Source organism: Mesorhizobium sp. BR1-1-6 (assembly GCF_020165355.1).
Lineage (GTDB): Bacteria > Pseudomonadota > Alphaproteobacteria > Rhizobiales > Rhizobiaceae > Mesorhizobium.
This window is the reverse complement of record NZ_JAIUHZ010000004.1, coordinates 318,096-339,030: the sequence shown is the minus strand read 5'-3', so window position 1 is coordinate 339,030 and position 20,935 is coordinate 318,096. Positions and strand designations below refer to the sequence as shown.

General features: G+C 62.2%; 14 protein-coding genes and 1 tRNA gene. 4 read left to right on the top strand and 11 right to left on the bottom strand.

From position 1 onward, the window contains the following. Positions 1-366: 366 nt before the first annotated feature. A tRNA-Pro gene (locus LB545_RS11590) sits at positions 367-443 on the top strand. Positions 444-575: 132 nt separating this feature from the next. Here the strand turns inward: LB545_RS11590 and LB545_RS11585 are convergent. Further along, positions 576-1,694, bottom strand: a complete 1,119-nt coding sequence (locus LB545_RS11585; protein ID WP_224705049.1) for a glycosyltransferase family 9 protein — start codon at positions 1,692-1,694, stop codon at positions 576-578. 303 nt (positions 1,695-1,997) lie between these two features. Between LB545_RS11585 and LB545_RS11580 the strand changes: the two genes are divergently transcribed. Continuing rightward, positions 1,998-2,342 (top strand): hypothetical protein, encoded by a 345-nt coding sequence (locus tag LB545_RS11580; protein ID WP_224705088.1) that lies wholly within the window; start codon positions 1,998-2,000, stop codon positions 2,340-2,342. A 26-nt stretch (positions 2,343-2,368) separates the two neighbouring features. Here LB545_RS11580 and LB545_RS11575 read toward each other — a convergent pair whose 3' ends face one another. From LB545_RS11575 to LB545_RS11560, 4 genes are all read right to left on the bottom strand, one after another. Further along, positions 2,369-3,988, bottom strand: coding sequence for an ABC transporter ATP-binding protein (locus LB545_RS11575; RefSeq protein WP_140674868.1), 1,620 nt, complete (start codon positions 3,986-3,988; stop codon positions 2,369-2,371). Between the two features lies 1 nt (position 3,989). Then, positions 3,990-5,108 (bottom strand): ABC transporter permease, encoded by a 1,119-nt coding sequence (locus LB545_RS11570; protein ID WP_140494797.1) that lies wholly within the window; start codon positions 5,106-5,108, stop codon positions 3,990-3,992. After that, the gene (locus LB545_RS11565) at positions 5,101-6,024 is read right to left on the bottom strand and encodes an ABC transporter permease subunit (RefSeq protein ID WP_140494801.1); all 924 of its coding nucleotides are present in this window, start codon (positions 6,022-6,024) and stop codon (positions 5,101-5,103) included. The genes LB545_RS11570 and LB545_RS11565 overlap by 8 nt, the downstream gene beginning before the upstream one ends. 171 nt (positions 6,025-6,195) lie before the next feature. Next, positions 6,196-7,788, bottom strand: coding sequence for a peptide ABC transporter substrate-binding protein (locus LB545_RS11560; protein WP_140494803.1), 1,593 nt, complete (start codon positions 7,786-7,788; stop codon positions 6,196-6,198). A gap of 285 nt (positions 7,789-8,073) precedes the next feature. Here LB545_RS11560 and LB545_RS11555 point away from each other — a divergent pair, with 285 nt between their 5' ends. Together LB545_RS11555 and LB545_RS11550 are read left to right on the top strand one after the other, a co-directional pair. Continuing rightward, entirely contained in the window at positions 8,074-8,520 is a 447-nt protein-coding gene (locus tag LB545_RS11555; protein WP_140580968.1) for a TadE/TadG family type IV pilus assembly protein, read from the top strand. Beyond that, on the top strand, positions 8,521-10,290 hold the full coding sequence (locus tag LB545_RS11550; RefSeq protein ID WP_224705048.1) for a TadG family pilus assembly protein: 1,770 nt from the start codon (positions 8,521-8,523) through the stop codon (positions 10,288-10,290). Positions 10,291-10,310: 20 nt separating this feature from the next. On the opposite strand, the gene LB545_RS11545 is transcribed toward LB545_RS11550, so the two are convergent. From LB545_RS11545 to glgB, 6 genes are all read right to left on the bottom strand, one after another. Further along, positions 10,311-11,945, bottom strand: a complete 1,635-nt coding sequence (locus tag LB545_RS11545; protein ID WP_140494807.1) for an alpha-glucosidase family protein — start codon at positions 11,943-11,945, stop codon at positions 10,311-10,313. Beyond that, on the bottom strand, positions 11,938-13,941 hold the full coding sequence (gene glgX, locus LB545_RS11540) for a glycogen debranching protein GlgX (protein WP_224705047.1): 2,004 nt from the start codon (positions 13,939-13,941) through the stop codon (positions 11,938-11,940). The genes LB545_RS11545 and glgX overlap by 8 nt, the downstream gene beginning before the upstream one ends. A gap of 157 nt (positions 13,942-14,098) precedes the next feature. Further along, entirely contained in the window at positions 14,099-15,727 is a 1,629-nt protein-coding gene (locus tag LB545_RS11535; protein ID WP_140494811.1) for an alpha-D-glucose phosphate-specific phosphoglucomutase, read from the bottom strand. A gap of 3 nt (positions 15,728-15,730) precedes the next feature. Beyond that, the gene (gene glgA, locus LB545_RS11530) at positions 15,731-17,176 is read right to left on the bottom strand and encodes a glycogen synthase GlgA (RefSeq protein WP_140494814.1); all 1,446 of its coding nucleotides are present in this window, start codon (positions 17,174-17,176) and stop codon (positions 15,731-15,733) included. A gap of 164 nt (positions 17,177-17,340) precedes the next feature. Then, the gene (gene glgC, locus LB545_RS11525) at positions 17,341-18,606 is read right to left on the bottom strand and encodes a glucose-1-phosphate adenylyltransferase (protein ID WP_224705046.1); all 1,266 of its coding nucleotides are present in this window, start codon (positions 18,604-18,606) and stop codon (positions 17,341-17,343) included. Between the two features lie 2 nt (positions 18,607-18,608). Beyond that, complete coding sequence (gene glgB / locus LB545_RS11520; protein WP_224705045.1) at positions 18,609-20,855, bottom strand: 1,4-alpha-glucan branching protein GlgB; 2,247 nt, start codon at positions 20,853-20,855, stop codon at positions 18,609-18,611. Between the last annotated feature and the right edge of the window lie 80 nt (positions 20,856-20,935).

Sequence of the window (20,935 nt, the reverse complement as noted above, 5' to 3'; positions counted from 1 at the left end):
TGCCCTTGTCAAAAGATCTGGTTGTAGTCGCCGACTTCCGGACTACGGCGCAGCACCGCGTCGAACGTCTGCCGGCGCCGCTGCGACGATACCGGGCTCTCCACCACCACGACAAGCTCCGGCAATCCGAAACTGTTGGGCCGTGCTTCGCCAACGATCCTGGGGTCAAGACTGGAAATCTCCGGGCGGCTGGAAACACAAATCGCGCAAACGTTTGCCGGGGCCCTACCACGGAAGCCCTTTAAGCGGCGTTTATTCGAGGCGCTGAAACAGGCTCGCGAAGAAAGCTGGCGAAATGCGACAGAAGTGCTGCCATTGACGCTTGCAGGAACCAGATGCGGCGGCTATAAGCCCGCGGTCTGGTCACGGAGTGTAGCGCAGCCTGGTAGCGCACCTCGTTCGGGACGAGGGGGTCGCAGGTTCAAATCCTGCCACTCCGACCAGAAAAACAAAGCGATACGCGTGTTTGTTGTTCCCGCTGCAGCGGCTCGATGTTTGATCGTCGCCTGCTCCAATTCATCGCTTTACGCAATTCCGGACGGAAAAAACCGCTGCGCAGTTTTCCTGGAATTGCTTTAGCTGACGCGTTCTATGAGTTCGATTGCCGCTTTGGTGACGTCGGCGGCGTCAAGCCGTTGAACGCAATAAACGCCCCCTGCATTGCCCACCTTGCAGAGGCCCGGCGCTATGCACTTGCATGGCATCGGAGGCTGCAGCGTACGGTTAGGAACGCCAAGAGGCCCCCAGATGTCAGGTTGGGTCAGACCGAACAGGCCAACGACGGGCGTTTTCATGGCCGCGGCCAGGTGCATGGGTCCGCTTTCGTTGCCCAGGAAGATCAGGGCCTCGCCCAGCAGGGGCAAAAGGGTGGTCAGGGGTGCCTGGCCAACGAGATTCACGATCGGCGATGTTGCCGCATCCAACACCTTGCCTGCGATACCTGCCTCGTCCGGGCCGCCAACGATGACCGCCCGGAGACCCTTTCGACGGTAAATCTCTCCCAGGACCGATGCGAAACGGTCAGGCTGCCAGCAACGGCCTGGGAAACTGGCGCCGGCATGGACGGCGACAAACGACTTCGTTTCCAATTCGTGTCGGGCAAGCAGCTGCTTTGCCTGACGCGAACCGGATTCGGTTGGCTTGAGGGACGGAATAGGATCGGTCACAGGAATGCCAAGGGCAAACAGCGGCGAAAGGTACCGATGCAGATAATGCTCGCCGCCATGGCCGTATGTGGCGGCAAAGATGTTGGCGCTTTGGCGCTCCCAGAATTTCAGGGGCTGCTCCGATGGAACATAGCCTACGCGAAAAGGCGCCTTGACGAAGCGCATCACAAGCCGTGATGTCTTGGAGTCGGACAGATCGATGATAAGATCATACTCCGACTTCCTCAGATCGTGCAGGAGCCTGGTCATTCCGGACATGCGCTCGAAAGGGGAGCCGCGCATTTTGCCGCGATCGAGCGAAACCACGCTGTCGGCGATGCCTTGCTCCAGAACGAATTTCGCCAGCGCCGCCTGGCATAGCATGGTGATCGTCGCGTTCGGAAACTCTGCCCGCAGATGCCTGACCAGAACCGAAGTTAGAACAACATCCCCGATAAACTTCGTCTGATTTATGAGTATTGATTGTACGTTGCCAGCCTTCGGCAGCGCCTTTGCCGGCTCTTTTGAATTCTTGATCCAACTTTTCATGGAATGACTATTCCATTTCAGCCAAAAAGAATCCAAAATTTTCGACAAACGATCGATGTAGGCAATAGCCGCGCAATGACAAGCTCGTTCTGTCCGCTGATATAGGATATCGCCTCAGCCATCAACCAACCAGGAATATTTGTCAACGCAGATGGGGCTCGCAGGCTCTCTTTCAAGGGTTCCGCCGAGGCCGAACTCGTGACCGTCGTGAATGTGAATGACCCCGTTCGTTTCGGCGTACGTACGGATACGGGCATATCGGAGGGTGGCCATGGTCGCTTACGCTGGAGTAAGGTCGTGGACATGAAATTGCAGTCGACCGCCAGCAGGCCGTTCATCCCCGTGCTCCTTCTCGCCCTTGTCGGAGGCTGCGCGTCGACCAGCGGATCGATCGACCCGGCGAATTACGACAAGATGACATGCGCCGAACTGAACAGCGCCATAGGCGAAACCGCCAAAGGCATCTCGCAGACAGCCATCACGCGGGGCAAGGTCGCCAGCACCAGTGTTCCGAGATGGCTGCTGGGCGGCTCAAGCGTCAAGGCCGCGGTCGCCAATCGCGAAACGACCAGGATCGACCGGCTGAAGCAGCAGCAAGCGGCCATGGCCGCCGCCAGGGCGCGCAGATGCCCAAGGCTTGGGAATTGAGCTGAGGCGCCGCTGCCGGGCTCGCCTCACGCACTCAAACGAAACCGCGTGACATCGATTGCGGCGCTCATCAGCGTCTGCGTGTAGCCGGCCTGCGGATTGCTGAAAATGTCTTCCGTCGGCCCTTCCTCGACGATCTTGCCCTGCTTCATGACGATGATGTAGTCGGCCATGGCGCGCACCACGGCGAGATCGTGGCTGATGAACAGATAGGACAGCTCATGATCGGCCTGCAGCTTGCGCAGCAACTCCACGATCTGCTTCTGCACCGAGCGGTCGAGCGCCGAGGTCGGCTCGTCCAGCACCACCAGCTTGGGCTTGAGGATCATGGCGCGGGCGATTGCGATGCGCTGGCGCTGGCCGCCTGAGAATTCGTGCGGATAGCGATTGCGCGAATTGGGATCGAGGCCGACTTCACGCAGCGCCTCGACGGCGCGCTGGTCGCGCTGCTTGCCCGAGAGGTTCGGTTCATGCACCAGCAACCCTTCGGTAATGACCTGGCCGATGGTCATGCGCGGCGACAGCGAACCGAACGGATCCTGGAAGACCAGCTGCAATTGGCGCCGCAGCGGCCGCATCGTCTGGCGGTCGGCGGTCGAGATATCGCGGTCGCCGAAGCGGATCACGCCATCGCTCGGCAACAGCCGCAGCAAAGCGCGGCCAAGCGTCGATTTTCCAGAGCCTGATTCGCCGACGATGCCGATCGTCTGATTGCGCCTCAGCCTGATCGAGATGTGGTCGACGGCGCGCAGCATCAGCGGTTCGCCGGCCAGAAAGCCCCCGCCGATACGGAAGGTGACCTCGACGTTTCTGCCTTCGAGCAGGACGGGCGCATTGGCCGGCGGCGGCGCCTTGGTTCCGGTCGGCTCGGCCGCCAGAAGCATCTTGGTGTAGGCATGCTGAGGACTGGCGAAGATGGCTTGCGCGTCCCCCTCCTCCACCACCTCACCGGAGCGCATGACATAGACCCGGTCGGCAAAGCGCCGGACGATGCCGAGATCGTGGGTGATGAAGACGATCGCCATGCCGAGCTTGCGCTGCAGCTCGGCCAGAAGCATGAGGATCTGCGCCTGGATGGTGACGTCGAGCGCCGTCGTCGGTTCGTCGGCAATCAGGATGTCGGGATCGTTTGCCAAAGCCATGGCGATCATGACGCGCTGGCGCTGGCCACCCGACATTTCGTGCGGATAGGATTTCATGCGCCGTTCGGGATCGGGAATATGCACCAGCCTGAGCAGGTTGAGCGCCTCCTCGCGCGCTTGCGCCGCATTCAAGCCCCGATGCCGGCGAATCGGTTCGATCAGCTGGTTGCCGATCGAATAGAGCGGATCGAGCGAGGTCATCGGCTCCTGGAAGATCATGCTGATCTTGCGGCCGCGGACCTTGTTCAACTCGGATTTGCTTAGCGCCAGAAGATTGCGGCCGCGATAATCGACACTGCCGGTGGCTTCTCCATTGGAGGCCAGCAGGCTCATCGCCGCCATCATCGTCTGGCTCTTGCCGGAGCCGGATTCGCCGACCACGGCGACGGTTTCGCCCGCCTTGACGTGGATGTTGATGCCTTTCACCGCCTCGACCGCGCCGTCGAGGGTGCGGAAGCGCACGCGAAGATCCTTTACGCTGAGAATGGTCTCTGCTGCGTCCATCTTAGCGGTCCTTGGGGTCGAGCGCATCGCGCAGGCCGTCGCCGACGAAGTTCAGGGCGAACAAGGTGGAGACCAGGAAGAAGGCAGGGAACAGAAGCAGCCAGTTTGCAGTGCCGATATTCTTGGCGCCGACCGAGATCAGCACGCCCCAGCTGGTCATCGGCTCCTGGATGCCGAGCCCGAGGAACGACAGAAAGCTCTCCAGGATAATGACCTGCGGCACCAGCAGCGTCATGTAGATCACCACCGGCCCGAGCAGGTTGGGAATGACGTGGCGCAAAAGGATGCCGCGCTGGCCGACGCCCATGGCCTCGGCCGCCTGGACATATTCCTGGCGGCGGATGGACAGCGCCTGGCCGCGCACGATGCGGGCCATGTCGAGCCACAGCACGGCGCCGACCGCCAGGAACATCAGCACGAAGTTGCGGCCGAAGAACACCACCAGCATGATGACGAAGAAGATGAAGGGCAGCGAATAAAGCACGTCGACGATGCGCATCATCACCTCGTCGACCCTGCCTCCGGCAAAACCGGCAGTGGCGCCATAGAGCACGCCGATGGCCACGGCCACGACGCCGGCGAGCAGACCGATGGCCAGCGAAACGCGCCCGGCCATCAGCGTCCGCGACAACAGATCGCGGCCGGTGTTGTCGGTGCCGAAAAGAAAATATTGCTGCTTGACCGAGGCGCTCATCGTCGCTTCGAGGCCGTCAGGCGACTTGCTTTCGATCCTGGTGTCGTCGAAGGCGTCGGACCGGTCGAGATAGCGGATGTTGCGGTCGTCGATCGCCTTGCTGGAGGTGACGGTGACGAAGACGCGATTGCCGTCCTGGCGCCAGTCCTTGATGTCGACACGCATGCGCTTGATCGCCTCATTAAGCGCGGTCTCGATCATGTCCGCCTTCGGATAGGCCGACAGGCTCGGCGGCGTACGCACATAATCACCATAGATGGTGGTGTATTGGTGCGGCACGAACCAGGGCCCGAACACGCTGATCACGGCGATCAGGATCAGATAGTAGAGGCTGAACATGGCAGCGCGGTTGGCCTTGAGGCGCGCCCAGGCATCGCCCCACAGCGAACGGCCGACGACCGGTGCGGCGATCGCGATATCAGTCATAGCGCACCCTCGGATCGACGACGGCATACATGACGTCGACGATCAGGTTGAAGACGATGGTGAAGATGGCGATGACCACCACCGTCCCCATCACCAGCGTGTAGTCGCGGTTGAGCGCGGCATCGACGAAGTAGCGCCCGACGCCGGGAATGGAGAAGATCGTCTCGACGATGATCGAGCCGGTGAGCAGGGCGGCGGCAGCCGGACCGGTGAAGGAGACGATCGGCAGGACGGCGCCGCGCAGCGCGTGCTTGACCACCACCGACCAGTCGGACAGGCCGAGCGCGCGCGCCGTGCGGATGTGATGCGAGCGCAGCGATTCGATCATCGAGCCGCGCATCAGGCGGGCGACGATGGCGATCTGCGGCAGGGCAAGCGTCAGCACGGGACCGATCTTGTTGATAAGCGCACCATCGCCCCAGCCGCCGATCGGCAACAGCTTCCAGGTCAATCCGAACACGAGCTGGATAATCGGCGCGATGACGAAGGTCGGGATGGTGCTGCCCGCGGTTGCCAGCGCAATCACCGTGTAGTCGCCAAGTTTGTTCTGGTTGAGCGCCGCAATGGTACCGAGCACGCTGCCGAGCAGCAGCGCCAAGATCAGCGCGGAGGCGCCGAGCTGAATGGAAATAGGCAAGCCCTTCGCGAAAAGCTCGGTGACGGTAAAGTCCGGCATATTGTAGCTCGGGCCAAAATTGCCGCGCAGGAGATTGCCGAGATAGTGGACATATTGCAGCCAGAGCGGGTCGGCGAGCCCGAACTGGGCTTCAAGATTGGCCCTGATCTCGGGGCTCAGGCCCCGCTCCTGGTTGAACGGGCCGCCCGGTGCGACGCGCATCAGGAAGAACGCCAAGGTCACGATGACGAATAGCGTTGGAATGGCGGTCAGAAGCCGCCTGAAAATGTAGCGTAGCATCGGCGGTGCCCTGCTTCGGCCAGGGTGACGGGCATCCAACCGGACGCCCGCAGCGCTCTGGCACCTCTCATCTTCGCACCATGGCCTGCGAAAATCGATTTCGACTTTCGGGCCCCATGCGACGACAGCTCGAACCGCCGTCCTGAACGGGCGGCGGGTCGATCAAGGTTTTCAATCCTTGGAGATGAAGCGGGACGGATGCACGTCCATGACGTTGTCGACGAAGCCGTGCAGCTTCGGGGAAACGATATCGTGGTAGCTATAGTAGAGAAGCGGGATCTGGCCGACGTCATCGACGAGGATACGCTCGGCGGCGGCGAGTTCCTTCATGCGCTCTTCCGGCTTGCCGCCGGCGGCGGCCGCCTTGTCCATGGCCGCCTCATATTGCGGGCTGTCATAGACCGAATAGTTGTTGCCGCTGGCCTTGCGCGAGATGCCCAGGAAGGTTTCGGGATCCTTGTAGTCGGCAATCCAGGCGGCGCGCGCAACGTCATAGTCACCCCTCTGCTCGAGGAAGGAGTAGTGGGTCTTGGTGTCGGTGTTGAGCAGCGTGACGTCGACGCCGAGCGGCTTCAGCTGTTCCTGGATGGCGACCGCGGTATTCTTGTGGTTCTCCGAGGTGTTGTATCGGATCTCCATCTTCAGCGGATGCTCCGGCGTGTAACCGAGTTTCTCGAGTATCTTCTTGGCTGCGTCCTCGCGGTCGATCTGCGACATGTCGGCATATTTGGCCATCGCCGGCGTGTAGCCCTCGATGCCCGGAGGGACCATCGAATAGCCTGGCAGCATTGAATTCTGCCAGACCTTTTCGGCAATGAAATCGCGGTCGATGGCCATCGAGATGGCATTGCGCAGCTCGACATTGTCCCAGGGCTTCTTGTCGGTCTTGATCGCGTAGTAATAGGTGCCGAGATACGGCCCCACCTTGATCTGATCACCGAACTTGGCCTTGAGGTCGGCGAGCTGCTCGGTCGGTAGATCGTCGTAGCTGTCGAGTTCGCCGGCCTCGAAGCGCTTCATCGCCGAGGAGCGATCCTCTGTCGGGATGTAGTTGACGACGTCGATCTTGACGCTTCCGGCATCCCAGAATTTCGGATTCTTGACCAGTTTCATATGATCGTTGGGAACCCACTCGGCCAGCGTATAGGGGCCGTTGGAAACGAGATTGCCCGGCTTGATCCAGTCGGCGCCGAGCTTGTCCATGGACGCCTTGTTGACCGGATAGGTCGCCTGGTGGGTCAGCATTTCGAGGAAATATGGCGTCGGCGCCTTCAGCGTCACTTCAAGGGTGGTCGCGTCGATGGCCTTGACGCCCATGTCCTCGGGCTTGCCCTTCTTGGTGTTGACTTCCTCGGCGTTCTTGACGGGATAGAGCATCGAGGCATATTCGGCGGCCGTCGCCGGGTCTTCGAGGCGGCGGAAAGCGAAGACGAAGTCTTCGGCCGTCACCGGGCTGCCGTCGGACCACTGGCCGTCCTTCCTGAGCTTGAAGGTGTAAACGGTACCGTCATCCGACACCGTCCAGCTCTCGGCGGCGCCGGGGATGACGTTGGCCTTCTCGTCCTGCATCACCAGACCTTGGAACAGGTCGCGCAAGACGTTGGCTTCATAAACCGTCGAGGTCTTATGCGGATCAACCGACTCGGATTCGGCAGCAGTGCCTCTGTTGTAGACGACCTCGGCAAAGGCCGGCGTGTAGAATGTTCCGGCGGCCAGCGCCATGGTTGTGGCGAATGCCGTCGCCTTCAGCATGTTTTTCAGCATGAAGTTTCTCCCTGTCGGCGCTGCCAACGGCGCGCCTTTGCGTGTTGACGCCCCGGGACCGATGTCTGGCCCCTTTGAGCGCGCCGCCGGTTCCCTCCGTCGGCTGGTGGCAGGAGACTAGACAGGCGGCAAGCTCTTTTCAACCGAGTACTGATTGACCCTAAGTCAATAGCCAGGAATCAAAGAAGCCGCGGCTAAATTAGCGTAGCTTTTCAATCATACACACTTCCAGGTTGCGCCTAGAGTTTTCGCTTTTTGCATGCGAACTTTGGCATGCTCGGCGGCATGGTTCAGAACCTCATTCGCCGGATCCAGGGGCGCCGATTCCAGACAGACACTTCGGCAACTTCGGCGATTGAGTTCGCTCTGCTATCACCGATATTCATCCTTCTCCTGCTCGGAATGGTTGCATACGGTATCTATTTCGGCGCGGCCAATTCAATACAGCAGATCGCGGCGGACGCCGCCCGGACGGCCATCTCGGGGCTGAACCAGACCGAGCGGCAGACGCTCGTGGCCTCGTTTCTCGCCAATAATGCCGGTGGATATCCCTTCGTCGACGCCAGCAAGCTGACTTATCGGGCCAATGACAGCACGGCGGACGGCAATCAGTTCGTGGTGTTGATCCAGTACGATGCCCGAAACCTGCCGATCTGGAATCTCTTTCCGGGCATAGCCATGCCGGGTACCACGATCAAACGCCAATCAACGATCAGGGTCGGGGGCATCTGAATGCTGCTCAGTTCGCGCTTGAAGATCCGCAGGCTTGCACGCCTGATGCTTGGTGACCAACGAGCGAATTTCACGGTGATGACGGCGTTGAGCGCGCCGGTCGCGCTGGCGCTGGCAGCAGTGGCGATCGACGAGGCCTCCATTTACACCGAGCGCCGAGAAGCACAGGCGATGGTCGACCTGGCAGCGATCACCGCGGCTTCGAACATCAACAACGTCCAGACCGCGGTCTTGACCACGCTCACCGACAACGGGATGCCAGGCGTCGTCGTTCAGGGCTCGGGTCAAACCATTCCCGCGGCGGTGGGCAAAACCGTCGTGACGGTCACGCGGGGCCGATATGCAGGGGCATCCTCGGTCAATGTGGATCGACGCTTCCAAGCAGGCGTAACCCCTTACAACGCGGTTCATGTGACCCTGCGCAAGATCCCCAACCGCTATTTCGCAAGCTCGCTGATCCCAACGCCCATCATTGGCACCGAAGCCAACGCCAGCATGACGCCACAGGCCACTTTCTCGGTCGGATCGAGGTTGCTCAGCGTCAATACCAGCAACAGCCCCATCCTCAACGCGCTTCTCGGCGGACTCCTGGGCGGCAACATCTCGCTCAGCGTCATGGACTACAACGGATTGATCTCCGCCGATGTCAGCGTGCTTTCCTTCGTCGATGCCCTGGCGGTGCAATTGAACCTGACGGGCGTGACCTATTCGGACGTTCTGGCCTCAAAGGCTACAGTCGGCCAGATCGCCACCGCCATGGCCAATGTTCCCGGGCTCGGCAACACGGCCAAGGTCGCCTTGCAAACCATGGCAAGCAAATCGACCAACACGGTCAAGATTCCGCTCAGCCATCTCATTGACCTCGGCCCCCTCGGCAGACTTGGCCTCGGGCAGAGGCCGGCCGGCCTTGGCGTTGACGCCAGCGCGATGGGAATGCTGATGGCCGCCGCCGAACTGGCAAACGGTTCGAAGCAGGTCGACCTCGGTCTCAGCACCGGCATACCGGGGGTGCTGTCGAGCACGCTCGCCATCGCCGTCGGCGAACCGCCGCAATCCTCGCCATGGCTGAAGGTTGGCGAAGTCGGCACCATTGTGCGGACGGTCCAGACCCGCATCAAGCTGGTGGTGAAGATCGGAGCCGGCAACAGCAATGTCGGAGGCGGTATTACCCTGGTGTCGGTCAGTCTGCCTCTGCATGTCGAAGTTGCCTATGCCGAGGCCAAACTCACCGACATAAGTTGTCCGACAGGCCCCAGCAGCATCAAGGTGACCATCGCCACCCGTCCCGGTATCGTCGAAGGGCATCTCGGCGACAGCAGCAGCGCCGGCTTTGCCGATTTCACCAACAAGGAGACGTTTTCCAACACGGAAATCGCGAGCGTGAAACTTCTGATCATCCCGGTGCTGTCGGTGGTAGGCTCAGCGGCGTTCGACATGGCCAACAACACGCTAACGACGTTGACTTTCAACAAGGCCGATATCGATGCCAAGACGATAAGGACCGCTTACACCCGAAATTTTACCCAGTCGTTGACTACGTCGCTGGTCAGCGATTTGTCGCTGACGGCGAATTTACTCGGTCTGCCGCTGCTGAATCTGAACACGCTGATCGCAACCGTAAGCCCGCCAGTGGTGGCACTTCTGAACAGCGTAACAGCTCCGGTCGACACGTTGCTTACCAATCTGCTCGGAGCTCTTGGCGTGCGTCTCGGTGAAGCCGACGTCCGGGTCACCGGCGCAACGTGCGGACGTGCCGTGCTTGTCCAGTAAGATGGCCGGCACGCGCTGATCTAGGCAAGGTGTCCAAGAAAGCATCCGAGTGTCGGCAGCAAAAGCACGGCTTCTCCGGCGAGCGAGGCATCGCCGCCAAGTTTCGCAACCGCTCCTAAGTCTTGCGGCAGCGGCCAGTTGGCCGGTTCCCCGGCGAAATTGAAGGCACAAAGCAGCCTCTCATCGCCATGCTCGCGGACAAAGGCCAGCACGTCGCCTTCGGCGTCGAGAAAGCGGATCGAACCGCCGACCAGCGCCGGATGCCGCTTGCGCAAAGCGAGTGCCGAACGGTAGGCGGAAAGTACCGATTGCTCATCGCCGCTCTGTACATCGACCGCGCGAGCGCGATGGCTTTCCGGCACCGGCAGCCAGGGTTTACCGGTGGAGAAGCCCGCATTATCGGCGCCGGACTCCCAGACCATGGGCGTGCGGCAGCCATCCCTTCCCTTCACACCGGGCCAGAAGCGGATGCCTACCGGATCGCGCAGGTCCTCATAGGCAAGTTCCGCCTCCGGCAAACCGAGTTCCTCGCCCTGGTAGAGGCAGATCGAGCCACGCAGGCAAGAGAGCAGCATGATCGAGAATTTGGCCACCACGTCAGGATCGCCGCCCGGCCGCGTCCAGCGGCTGACATGACGCATGACGTCATGGTTGGAAAACGCCCAGCAGACCCAGCCATCTACGACAGCGTTTTCGAAAGCCTCGACACAGCCGCGCACATGCGCCGCCGAAAATTGCGGGCCAAGCAGATCGAAGGTGTAGCACATCTGCAGCTTGTCGCCGCCGGAGGTGTAGGCGGCCAGCGTCTGTAGGGAGCGCCCCTCATCACCGATTTCGCCGACGGCGGCGCGATCCCCGTACTCGTCGAGCAGCGCCCGAAAGCGCCGCAGGAACGCTAGGTTTTCCGGCTGCGTCTTGTCGAACAGGTGCTCCTGGTAGAGGTAGGTGTTGGTCTCGGTGTTGGTGCCTGCAACGCTCGACGCCAAGGGCGGGTTGCTGCGCAGCCAGCGGTCGTGGACGTAGTAGTTGACGGTGTCCAGCCGGAAGCCGTCGACGCCGCGCTCCAACCAGAACCGCACTGTATCCAGGAGCGCGTCCTGGACCTCCGGGTTGTGAAAGTTGAGATCCGGCTGCGAAGCGAGGAAATTGTGCAGGTAGTACTGCCGGCGGGTCGCATCCCATTCCCACGAGGGGCCGCCGAAGACCGACAGCCAGTTGTTGGGCACACCACCATCCGGTCTGGCGTCGGCCCACACGTACCAATCAGCCTTTGGATTGTCGCGGCTGGCGCGGCTTTCGACGAACCATTCGTGCCTGTCGGAGGAGTGCGACAGCACCTGGTCGATGATGATTTTCAGGCCAAGCCGGTGCGCTTCGGCAACCAGTGTGTCGAAATCCTCCAACGTGCCGAACATCGGATCGACGTCGCAATAATCCGATACGTCGTAACCCATATCGGCCATCGGCGACTTGAAGAAAGGCGACAACCAGACGGCATCGGCGCCGAGCGAGGCGATGTGGGCGAGCCTTGATGTGATGCCGGCGAGATCGCCGCTGCCGTCGCCGGTCGTGTCCTGGAAGGAACGCGGGTAGACCTGGTAAATGACGCAGCCGCGCCACCAGTCGGCCGCTCGCTCGGCATTGTCGTCAGTCATCACGACCCTTTCCCTGTCTGGGCCCTTCCGTCCTGCGCTCGATCATGAAATTCACGCTGCGGCCCGGCAGCGCGCGAGAAAGATCAACTGCTTGCGCTTCGATGGCGGAATGCCATCGGAATCCATCTCGCGCGGGCAATGTGAAGATGCATTGGCGGCGATCGCCATTGACCATGACGGCAAGCCGGCCATCCACGCCGCCGAGCAGCATGACGAGGCGATGCCGGGCGGGATCGTTCCACTCCGCCTCGCCGAGCAGCGCCCCCGTCTCGGTGAGCCAGGCGACGTCGGCAGTGTCCGACCCGGCCAGCGGCTGGCCGGTGAGGAAATCTGTATTAGAGAGCGCCGGCACCGCGCGGCGCAAGGCGGCCAGTGCACGCGCGTAGCCTTCCAGCGCCTGGTCACGCCCCTTCCAGTCGAGCCAGGTGATGTTGTTGTCCTGCGCATAAGCGTTATTATTGCCTTGCTGGCTGCGGCTGAATTCGTCGCCGGCCGTCAGCATGATCGTGCCGCGCGAGGCGAACAGCGTGGCGAGCAGCGCACACTGGTCGCTGAAGCGCGCCTTCGCGATTGCCGCGTCGTCCGTCGCGCCCTCGACGCCGTTGTTCCAGGACAGGTTCTCGTTGTGGCCATCGCGATTTTGCTCACCATTGGCCTCGTTATGCTTCTCCTCATAAGCAACGATGTCGGCCAGCGTCATGCCGTCATGGGCCGCGATGAAATTCACCGTGCGGCTGGCGGGCTGGCCGCCCCTGCCGAAAATATCGGACGAACCGGCAAGTCGTGTCGCCAGCGTACCAACCATGCCGGCATCGCCGCGCCAGAAGCGCCGGGCATCGTCGCGATAACGATCGTTCCATTCCAGGAAGCGGGAGGGGAAGTTGCCGAGCTGATAGCCATCGAGACCGATGTCCCAGGGCTCGGCGATCAACACACGGCCGGCCAACAGCGCATCCTCGCGCATCGCCTCCAGCAACGGCGCTTGCGCTTCGAATGTGCCGTTGACGCGCCCCAGCACCGGTGCCAGGTCGAAACGAAAACCGTCGACGCCGGCATGGCGGACAAAATGGCGAAGCGTGTCGAGCACCATTTCCTGCACCGCCGGGTGATCGCAGGCAATCGTGTTGCCGGTACCGGTGTCATTGACCAGCCTGCCATCCGGCTGATGCCGGTAATAAGCCTGATTGTCTAGGCCGCGCAGCGACAATGTCGGACCGAGCCTGTCACTTTCGCCCGTGTGGTTGAAGACGAGGTCGAGAATGGTGCCGATGCCGGCCGCACGCAGCGCGGCAACGGTAACGCGCAATTCGGCTAGGCCGCCAGGGGCCAGGCGCGGGTCTAGTGCCATGAAGGTGACAGGGTTATAACCCCAGGCGTTGCTCAACCCGAGCGGCGGCAGATGCCGCTCGTCGATCGATGCGGTCACCGGCATCAGCTCGACGGCGGAGACGCCGAGCCTTCGCAGGTGCTCGACGATAGCCGGATGAGCAAGCGCGGCGGTCGTGCCGCGCTGTTTTTCCGGCACATCCGGATGCAGCTTGGTGAAGGCGCGCACCGGCACTTCGTAGATCAGGCCGCCGGGACGGAACAGCGGCGGCGGCACAGGCACAGCCGTGAGCAAGGCTTTCGCCACGGCCTTCGGCATCAGCGGCGCGGTATCGGCACCTTCGTTGCGCCGCGCGGCGAGACGCCAGTGATAGGCATAGGGCCGATCGATCTCGACGGCGTAGGGATCGGTCAGCAGCTTGTCGGGGTCGAACCAAAATCCGCGCTCGGGCGCGTAGTCGCCATCGGCGCGGAAACCGTAGCGGGTGCCCTCGGCAAGGCCGGAGACGAAGAGTGCATGCACCCCCTCTCCTTCCGGTTTCAGCTCCAGCCGGTCGAGTTCGCGGTTTCCCTGTTCGTCGAAGATCGAGACCCAAAGGCGACGGGCCGACGACGACCAGGCGGCAAAGCGGATGCCGTCCTGGGTGATGGTGGCGCCTAGTGAGGTCATCGGCGCGTCCTCCACCCTCCCCCTTGTGGGAAGGGTCGCGAACGAAGTGAGCGGGGTGGGGGGTGACGCCGGCAAAGCCCTCTACGAGCACCCCCACCCCGACCCGCTACGCGGATCGACCCTCCCCACAAGTGGGAGGGTGAAGCCACCGCCACGCTCAAGTAATCACGCTCGGCTTGTCACGGCCGGTATGGCTCCTGATTCCCGCGATGTCATCCGCTGCTGCGATCAGATCGGCGAGCGCCTTCTGCGTATCGAGATCGTGCCTGGCCTTGTCCGGCTCGTAGCGCTCGATGTAGACGCGCAAGGTGGCGCCCGAGGTGCCCGTGCCGGAAAGCCGGAAGACGACGCGCGAGCCGCCTTCGAACAGCACCCTGATGCCTTGATGTTCGCTCACCGAACCGTCGACCGGATCGTGATAGGTGAAGTCGTCGGCATTGGCGATCTTCAGGCCGCGCACGCTGGTGCCCGGCAGCGAGCCAAGCTTGGCGCGCAGTTCGTCGACCAGCGCATTGGCGCGCCCGCTCTCGACTTCCTCGTAGTCATGGCGCGAATAATAGTTTCGGCCGTAGGTCGCCCAGTGCTCGGTGACGATCTGCTTACAGCTCTCGCCGCGCGCGGCGAGGATGTTGAGCCACAAAAGCACGGCCCACAGGCCGTCCTTCTCGCGCACATGGTTGGAGCCGGTGCCCGCACTTTCCTCGCCGCAGATCGTCGCCATGCCGGCGTCGAGCAAATTGCCGAAGAATTTCCAGCCGGTCGGCGTCTCATACATGCCAATGCCGAGTTTTTCGGCGACGCGGTCGGCGGCCCCACTGGTCGGCATCGAGCGCGCAATGCCCTTCAGGCCTTCCTTGTAGCCCGGCGCCAGGCGGGCGTTGGCGGCGAGCATGGCGACAGAATCCGACGGGGTGACGAAAATGCCCTTGCCGATGATCAAATTGCGGTCGCCGTCACCGTCGGAAGCGGCACCGAAATCCGGGGCGTCCGGTCCCATCATCTCGTCATAGAGATGTTTGGCATGGACCAGGTTCGGATCCGGATGGTGGCCGCCGAAATCCGGCAGCGGCTTGAAGTTGCGGCAGGTGCCGTCGGGCGCGCCAAGCCGGTGTTCGAGGATCTCCTTGGCGTAGGGGCCGGTCACCGCGTGCATGGCGTCGAAGCGCATGCGAAAGCCCGACTTGAACAGTTTGCGCAGCGCGTCGAAATCGAACAGGCTTTCCATCAGCTCGGCATAGTCGACGACCGGATCGATGATCTCGACCGTCATGCCGGCGGCCTTGACGGTACCGATCGCGTCGATGTCGATCGGATCGATGTCGACGGTCTTGAAGCTGGAGATCGCCTTGGTCCTGGCGAAGATCGCATCGGTCAGCTTTTCCGGCGCCGGGCCGCCATTGCCGGCATTGTACTTGATGCCGAAATCCTCGTGCGGGCCGCCCGGATTGTGGCTGGCTGACAGGATAATGCCGCCGAACGTCTTGTACTTGCGGATGACATGCGAAGCGGCCGGCGTCGACAAGATGCCGCCCTGCCCGACCATCACCTTGCCGAATCCGTTGGCGGCGGCCATGGCGATGGCCTTCTGGATGACCTCGCGATTGTAGAAGCGGCCGTCGCCGCCGATCACCAGAGTCTTGCCCTTGAACCCGTCCAGCGCGTCGAAGATCGACTGGATGAAGTTCTCGGCATAGTGCTCCTGCTGGAACACAGGCACCTTCTTGCGCAGCCCCGAAGTGCCGGGCTTCTGGTCGGAATAGGGTTTGGTGGGAACGGTGCGTATCATGCTTCAAGCAACCCTTTTCGAAAGCAGCAGGCGATAGAGTTCAACGTATTTGTCAGCGCTTCGGTCCCAGGACAGGTCGGTCTTCATGCCCTGGCGCTGGATGGCCTCGAAGATCGCGGGGCTGGCATGGGCCTCGGCCAGGCGGCGGATGGCATGAAGCAGCGCGCCGCCGTCGCTGGGCGCGAACTGGAACCCGGTCGCCACGCCGGCGGCAATCGCCGCCTCGTTGGCGTCGATGATAGTGTCGGCGAGCCCCCCGGTGCGGGCGACCACCGGCACGCAGCCATAGCGCAGGCCATAAAGCTGCGTCAGTCCACAAGGCTCGAAGCGCGACGGGATAACGATGGCGTCGCAGCCGCCCTGCATGACGTGAGACAGGCCTTCGTCATACCCCACGACGACGCCTATACGGCCGCGGTGGCGTGCGGCGGCGGCGAGCAGCGCGCCTTCGAGGCCGGCATCGCCCGAACCCAGAATAGCCAGCCGCGCGCCCGTCGCAACGATGCCGTCGACCGCCGTCGCCAATATGTCCATGCCCTTCTGCCAAGTCAGGCGGCTGACGACGCAGACGATCGGGCTACCGTCGCGATCGAGGCCGAAACGGCCCTCGACAGCGGCCCTGTTGGGCGCGCGCGCCTTGAGCGAGGCGGCTGTATAGTTCGACACCAGATGCTTGTCGGTCTCCGGGTTCCAGATGGCGGTGTCGATGCCGTTGACGATGCCATAGAGATCGCTGGAGCGCATGTTGATCAGGCCGTCGAGACCCATGCCGAATTCCGGCGAGCGGATTTCCTGCGCATAGGTCGGGCTGACGGTGGTGATTGCCCAGGCAGCCTGCAGGCCGGCCTTGAGGAAGCCGACGCCGCCATAATATTCCACACCGTCAAGCGCCATCGCCGCCGTCGGCAGTCCGAGTTCGCCGAAGATGCCGGCGCCGAACTGCCCCTGGAAGGCGAGGTTGTGGACAGTCATCATCGACGGTGTGCCGACCGCCTTGCCATAGCGCATATAGGCCAGCGTCATCGCCGACTGCCAGTCATGGGCATGCACGATATCGGGCATGTAACCGGAGATGGCACCGCCGGCGATGTCGGCGCCGGCCTGGCTGAGCGCTGCGAAACGGCGCCAATTGTCCGGCCAATCGGCACCCGCGGCATTGCCATAAGGACCGCCGGGACGATCGAACAGATGCGGCGCATCGAGCACGAAAAGATCGAGCCCGGCAAGCTGGACAGAATGGACCGAAGCCTTGCCGCCCTGCAGCAGCGGATACTTGTAGACAGACTTTTTTTTCTTGAAGGCGTCCATCACCATGGGAAAACCGGGAATAAGCGTGCGCATGGTCACGCCTTTGGCGGCTAGCGCGACGGGCAGCGCGCCGGTCACATCGGCAAGCCCGCCGGTCTTGATCAGCGGAAAGATCTCGGGCGTGACCGACAGAACCTGCATGCGCTTACCGAACCGCTCCTGGTGCATGTAGCCCAAACCGTGCAGCGGTTCTGGGGCAAGGACATGCACAAACCACCCTAAAGTGACAGCTTGTTGATCAACCCGATCGGATTGACAACTTGTTGATCAACCCGATCGGATTGACAACTTGTTGATCAAACTGATCAGGTTGACAACTTGTTGATCATGTCCTGCGTGATCAGGCAGATGCCCTTTTCCGAAACGCGGAAGCGCTTGGCGTCGAGCACGGGATCCTCACCGACCACCAGCCCTTCCGGTATCCTTACACCGTGGTCGATGACGACGCGCTTCAACGTTGCGTTCCGGCCGACATGGACGTCGGGCAGCATGACGACTTCTTCCAGCGTCGAATAGGAATTGATGCGCGCGCCGGTGAAGATCAGGCTTTTCCTGAGCGTCGCGCCCGAGACGATGCAGTCGCCCGACACAAGCGAGGACACGGCCGAACCGCGCCGTCCATCCTCGTCATGCACGAACTTCGCCGGCGGCTTCAACTCGGCATAGGTCCAGATCGGCCAGTCGCGATCGTAGAGGTCGAGTTCGGGCGTCACGTCGGTCAGGTCGATATTGGCTTCCCAATAGGCGTCGACGGTGCCGACATCGCGCCAGTAGGCCTCATTTTCCGCGGTCGAGCGCACGCAGGACTTGGCGAAGCGGTGGGCGATCGCCTTACCGTGCTCGACGATATAGGGGATGATGTCCTTGCCGAAGTCGCGGCTCGAGCCGGGCTCGGCCGCGTCGCGGCGCAGCTGCTCCATCAGGAACTTGGTCTTGAACACGTAGATGCCCATCGAGGCCAGGGCAAACTCGGGCCTGTCTGGAATGCCGGGAGGGTCGGCCGGCTTTTCGACGAAGGCGATGATGTTGTCCTTGGCATCGACATGCATGACGCCGAAGGCCGTGGCCTCCATGCGCGGCACTTCGAGGCAGCCGACGGTGACATCGGCGCCGGCGTCGACATGCTGGCGCAGCATCAGCTCGTAGTCCATCTTGTAGATGTGATCGCCGGCGAGGATGACCATGTATTCGGGGCCATAGGCCTCGATGATGTCGATGTTCTGGTAGACCGCGTCGGCCGTGCCTTCATACCACTGGGTTTCCGACACGCGCTGGCTGGCCGGCAGGATGTCGAAGCTTTCGTTTCGTTCGGGCCGCAGGAAGTTCCAGCCGCGCTGCAAATGGCGGATCAGCGAATGCGCCTTGTATTGGGTTGCAACGCCAAGGCGGCGGATGCCGGAGTTGAGGGCGTTGGAGAGCGCGAAATCGATGATGCGCGTCTTGCCGCCGAAATAGACCGCCGGCTTGGCGCGCCGGTCGGTCAGTTCCTTGAGGCGGCTGCCGCGCCCGCCGGCCAACACATAGGCCATGGCGTCGCGGGCCAGCGGCTGGGTTCGTTTCGAGTTTGCCATTTCTACCCTCCCAAGTTACCCGGTCTCGACATGGCTTGTTCCGCGACCAGTTCAAGCATGATCGTCGACAGCGGTGGCAAGAGCATCGTTGCGGAGATGCCCCCTTCCTCCGCCCGCGCTTCGACGGCGCCGCCATTGCCCTTGCCGGATCCGCCATATTCGGAAGCGTCCGTGTTGATGATCTCGCGCCATGTGCCGGCTTTCGGCAGCGGCACGCGGTAGTTGTCGCGCGGCACCGGCGTGAAATTGGAGATGATCGCGACCGGATTGCCTCCCGGCGCGCTGCGCAGCCAGGCGAAGACGGAATTCTGGCTGTCGTCGACGATCAGCCAGGAAAAGCCTTCCGGCTCGCAGTCGCGGCCGTGCAGGGCCGGTCGCGAGCGGTAGAGATAGTTGAGGTCGCGCACCACCTGCCAGACACCGCGATGCGAGCGGAAACCGAGAAGATTCCAGTCGAGCGCGCGCGCCTCGCTCCATTCGCGGCGCTGCGCGAACTCCTGGCCCATGAACAGCAGCTTCTTGCCGGGGTAGCCCCACATGAAAGCGTAGTAGGCGCGCAATGTCGCGAATTTCTGCCAGTCGTCGCCGGCCATCTTGCCAAGCAGCGTGCCTTTGCCGTGCACGACCTCGTCATGCGAGAGCGGCAGCACAAAATTCTCCGAGAAGGCATAGACTAGGCCGAAGGTAAGGTCGTTGTGGTGGTGTTTGCGGAAGATCGGCTCCTTGGAGAAATACTCCAGCGTGTCGTGCATGAAGCCCATGTTCCACTTGAAGCCGAAGCCCAGCCCGCCTTCATGGACCGGAGCCGAGACCTTCGGCCACGAGGTCGATTCCTCGGCGATGGTCATGACGCCCGGATGGTGGCCGTAGAGCTCCTTGTTCATCTTCTGCAGGAAGCTGACCGCCTCGAGGTTCTCGCGGCCGCCCTTCTCGTTAGGAATCCATTCGCCTGCCTTGCGCGAATAATCGAGGTAGAGCATCGAGGCGACCGCGTCGACGCGCAGGCCGTCGACATGATATTTTTCGGCCCAGAACAACGCGTTGTTGACCAGGAACGACACCACCTCGCGGCGGCCGAAATTGTAGATCGCGGTGTTCCAGTCGGGATGAAAGCCCTGGCGCGGATCGGCATGCTCGTAGAGCGCAGTGCCGTCGAAATGGACAAGGCCGTGCTCGTCGACCGGAAAATGCGCCGGCACCCAGTCGAGGATGACGCCGACGCCGGCACGGTGGGCGCCGTCGACAAAGCGGGCAAAGCCGGCCGGGTCGCCAAAGCGCGCCGATGGCGCATAGAGGCCTGTCGTCTGGTAGCCCCAGGAGGGATCATAGGGATGTTCGGAGATCGGCATGAACTCGATGTGGGTGAAGCCGGTCTCGACGACATAGGGGATCAGCCGGTCGGCCAGTTCATCCCATGACAGAAACGTTCCATCGTCGCGAAGCTGCCAGGAGCCGGCATGGACCTCGTAGATGGAGATGGCCTCGCGCCGGGGATCGGCATTGCGCCAGAAACTGCGATGCGCCTCGTCGCCCCATTGATGGGCGGGCGACGCAGCGGTCACCGACGCGGTCGCCGGGCGCAGTTCGGACTTGAAGGCAAACGGATCGGCCTTCAGCGGCAATCTCACGCCATCGGGGCCGATGATCTCGTACTTGTAGGGCCTGCCAGCGCCGATATCGGGGATGAATACCTCCCAGATGCCGGTGTCGCGGCGGTCGCGCATCGAATGGCGGCGGCCGTCCCAGTCGTTGAAATCGCCGACCACCGAGACGCGCCTTGCATTGGGGGCCCAGACGGCGAAATGCACTCCGGTGGCGCCTTCGTGCTCGATGACATGCGCGCCGAGCTTGTCGAACAGCCTCAGATGCGAGCCCTCGGCAATGTAGTAATCGTCCATCGGACCGAGCACCGGGCCAAAAGAATAAGGATCCGTCAACCACCAGTCGCCCCCGGCATTCCTGGCGTGATAGCGCAATGGCTGGCGCTTCTTGATCGAAAGCTTGCCTTCGAAAAAGCCGCCATCGTCACGCCTGGACAGTTCACCAGCAATCATGCCGGTCAGCGTATAGGCGGTGACGAACTCCGCATGCGGAACGAAACAGCGGGCAAACAGGTTCTTGCCCACCTCATGGACGCCGAGGACCGCAAACGGATTGCCGTGCGTGCCGGCGACAATCGCCGCGACATCGCTGGCCGGGGCCGATCCGTCCGGCCCGCTTGTCGCAGCGGTCGCGCGCGGTTTCCTCATCGGGCAGTGTCCCTCCCCGGGCACCAAATGTTTGTTTTAAGGTATAAATTCGGCGTTTGAACTCACACCCCGGACTACAT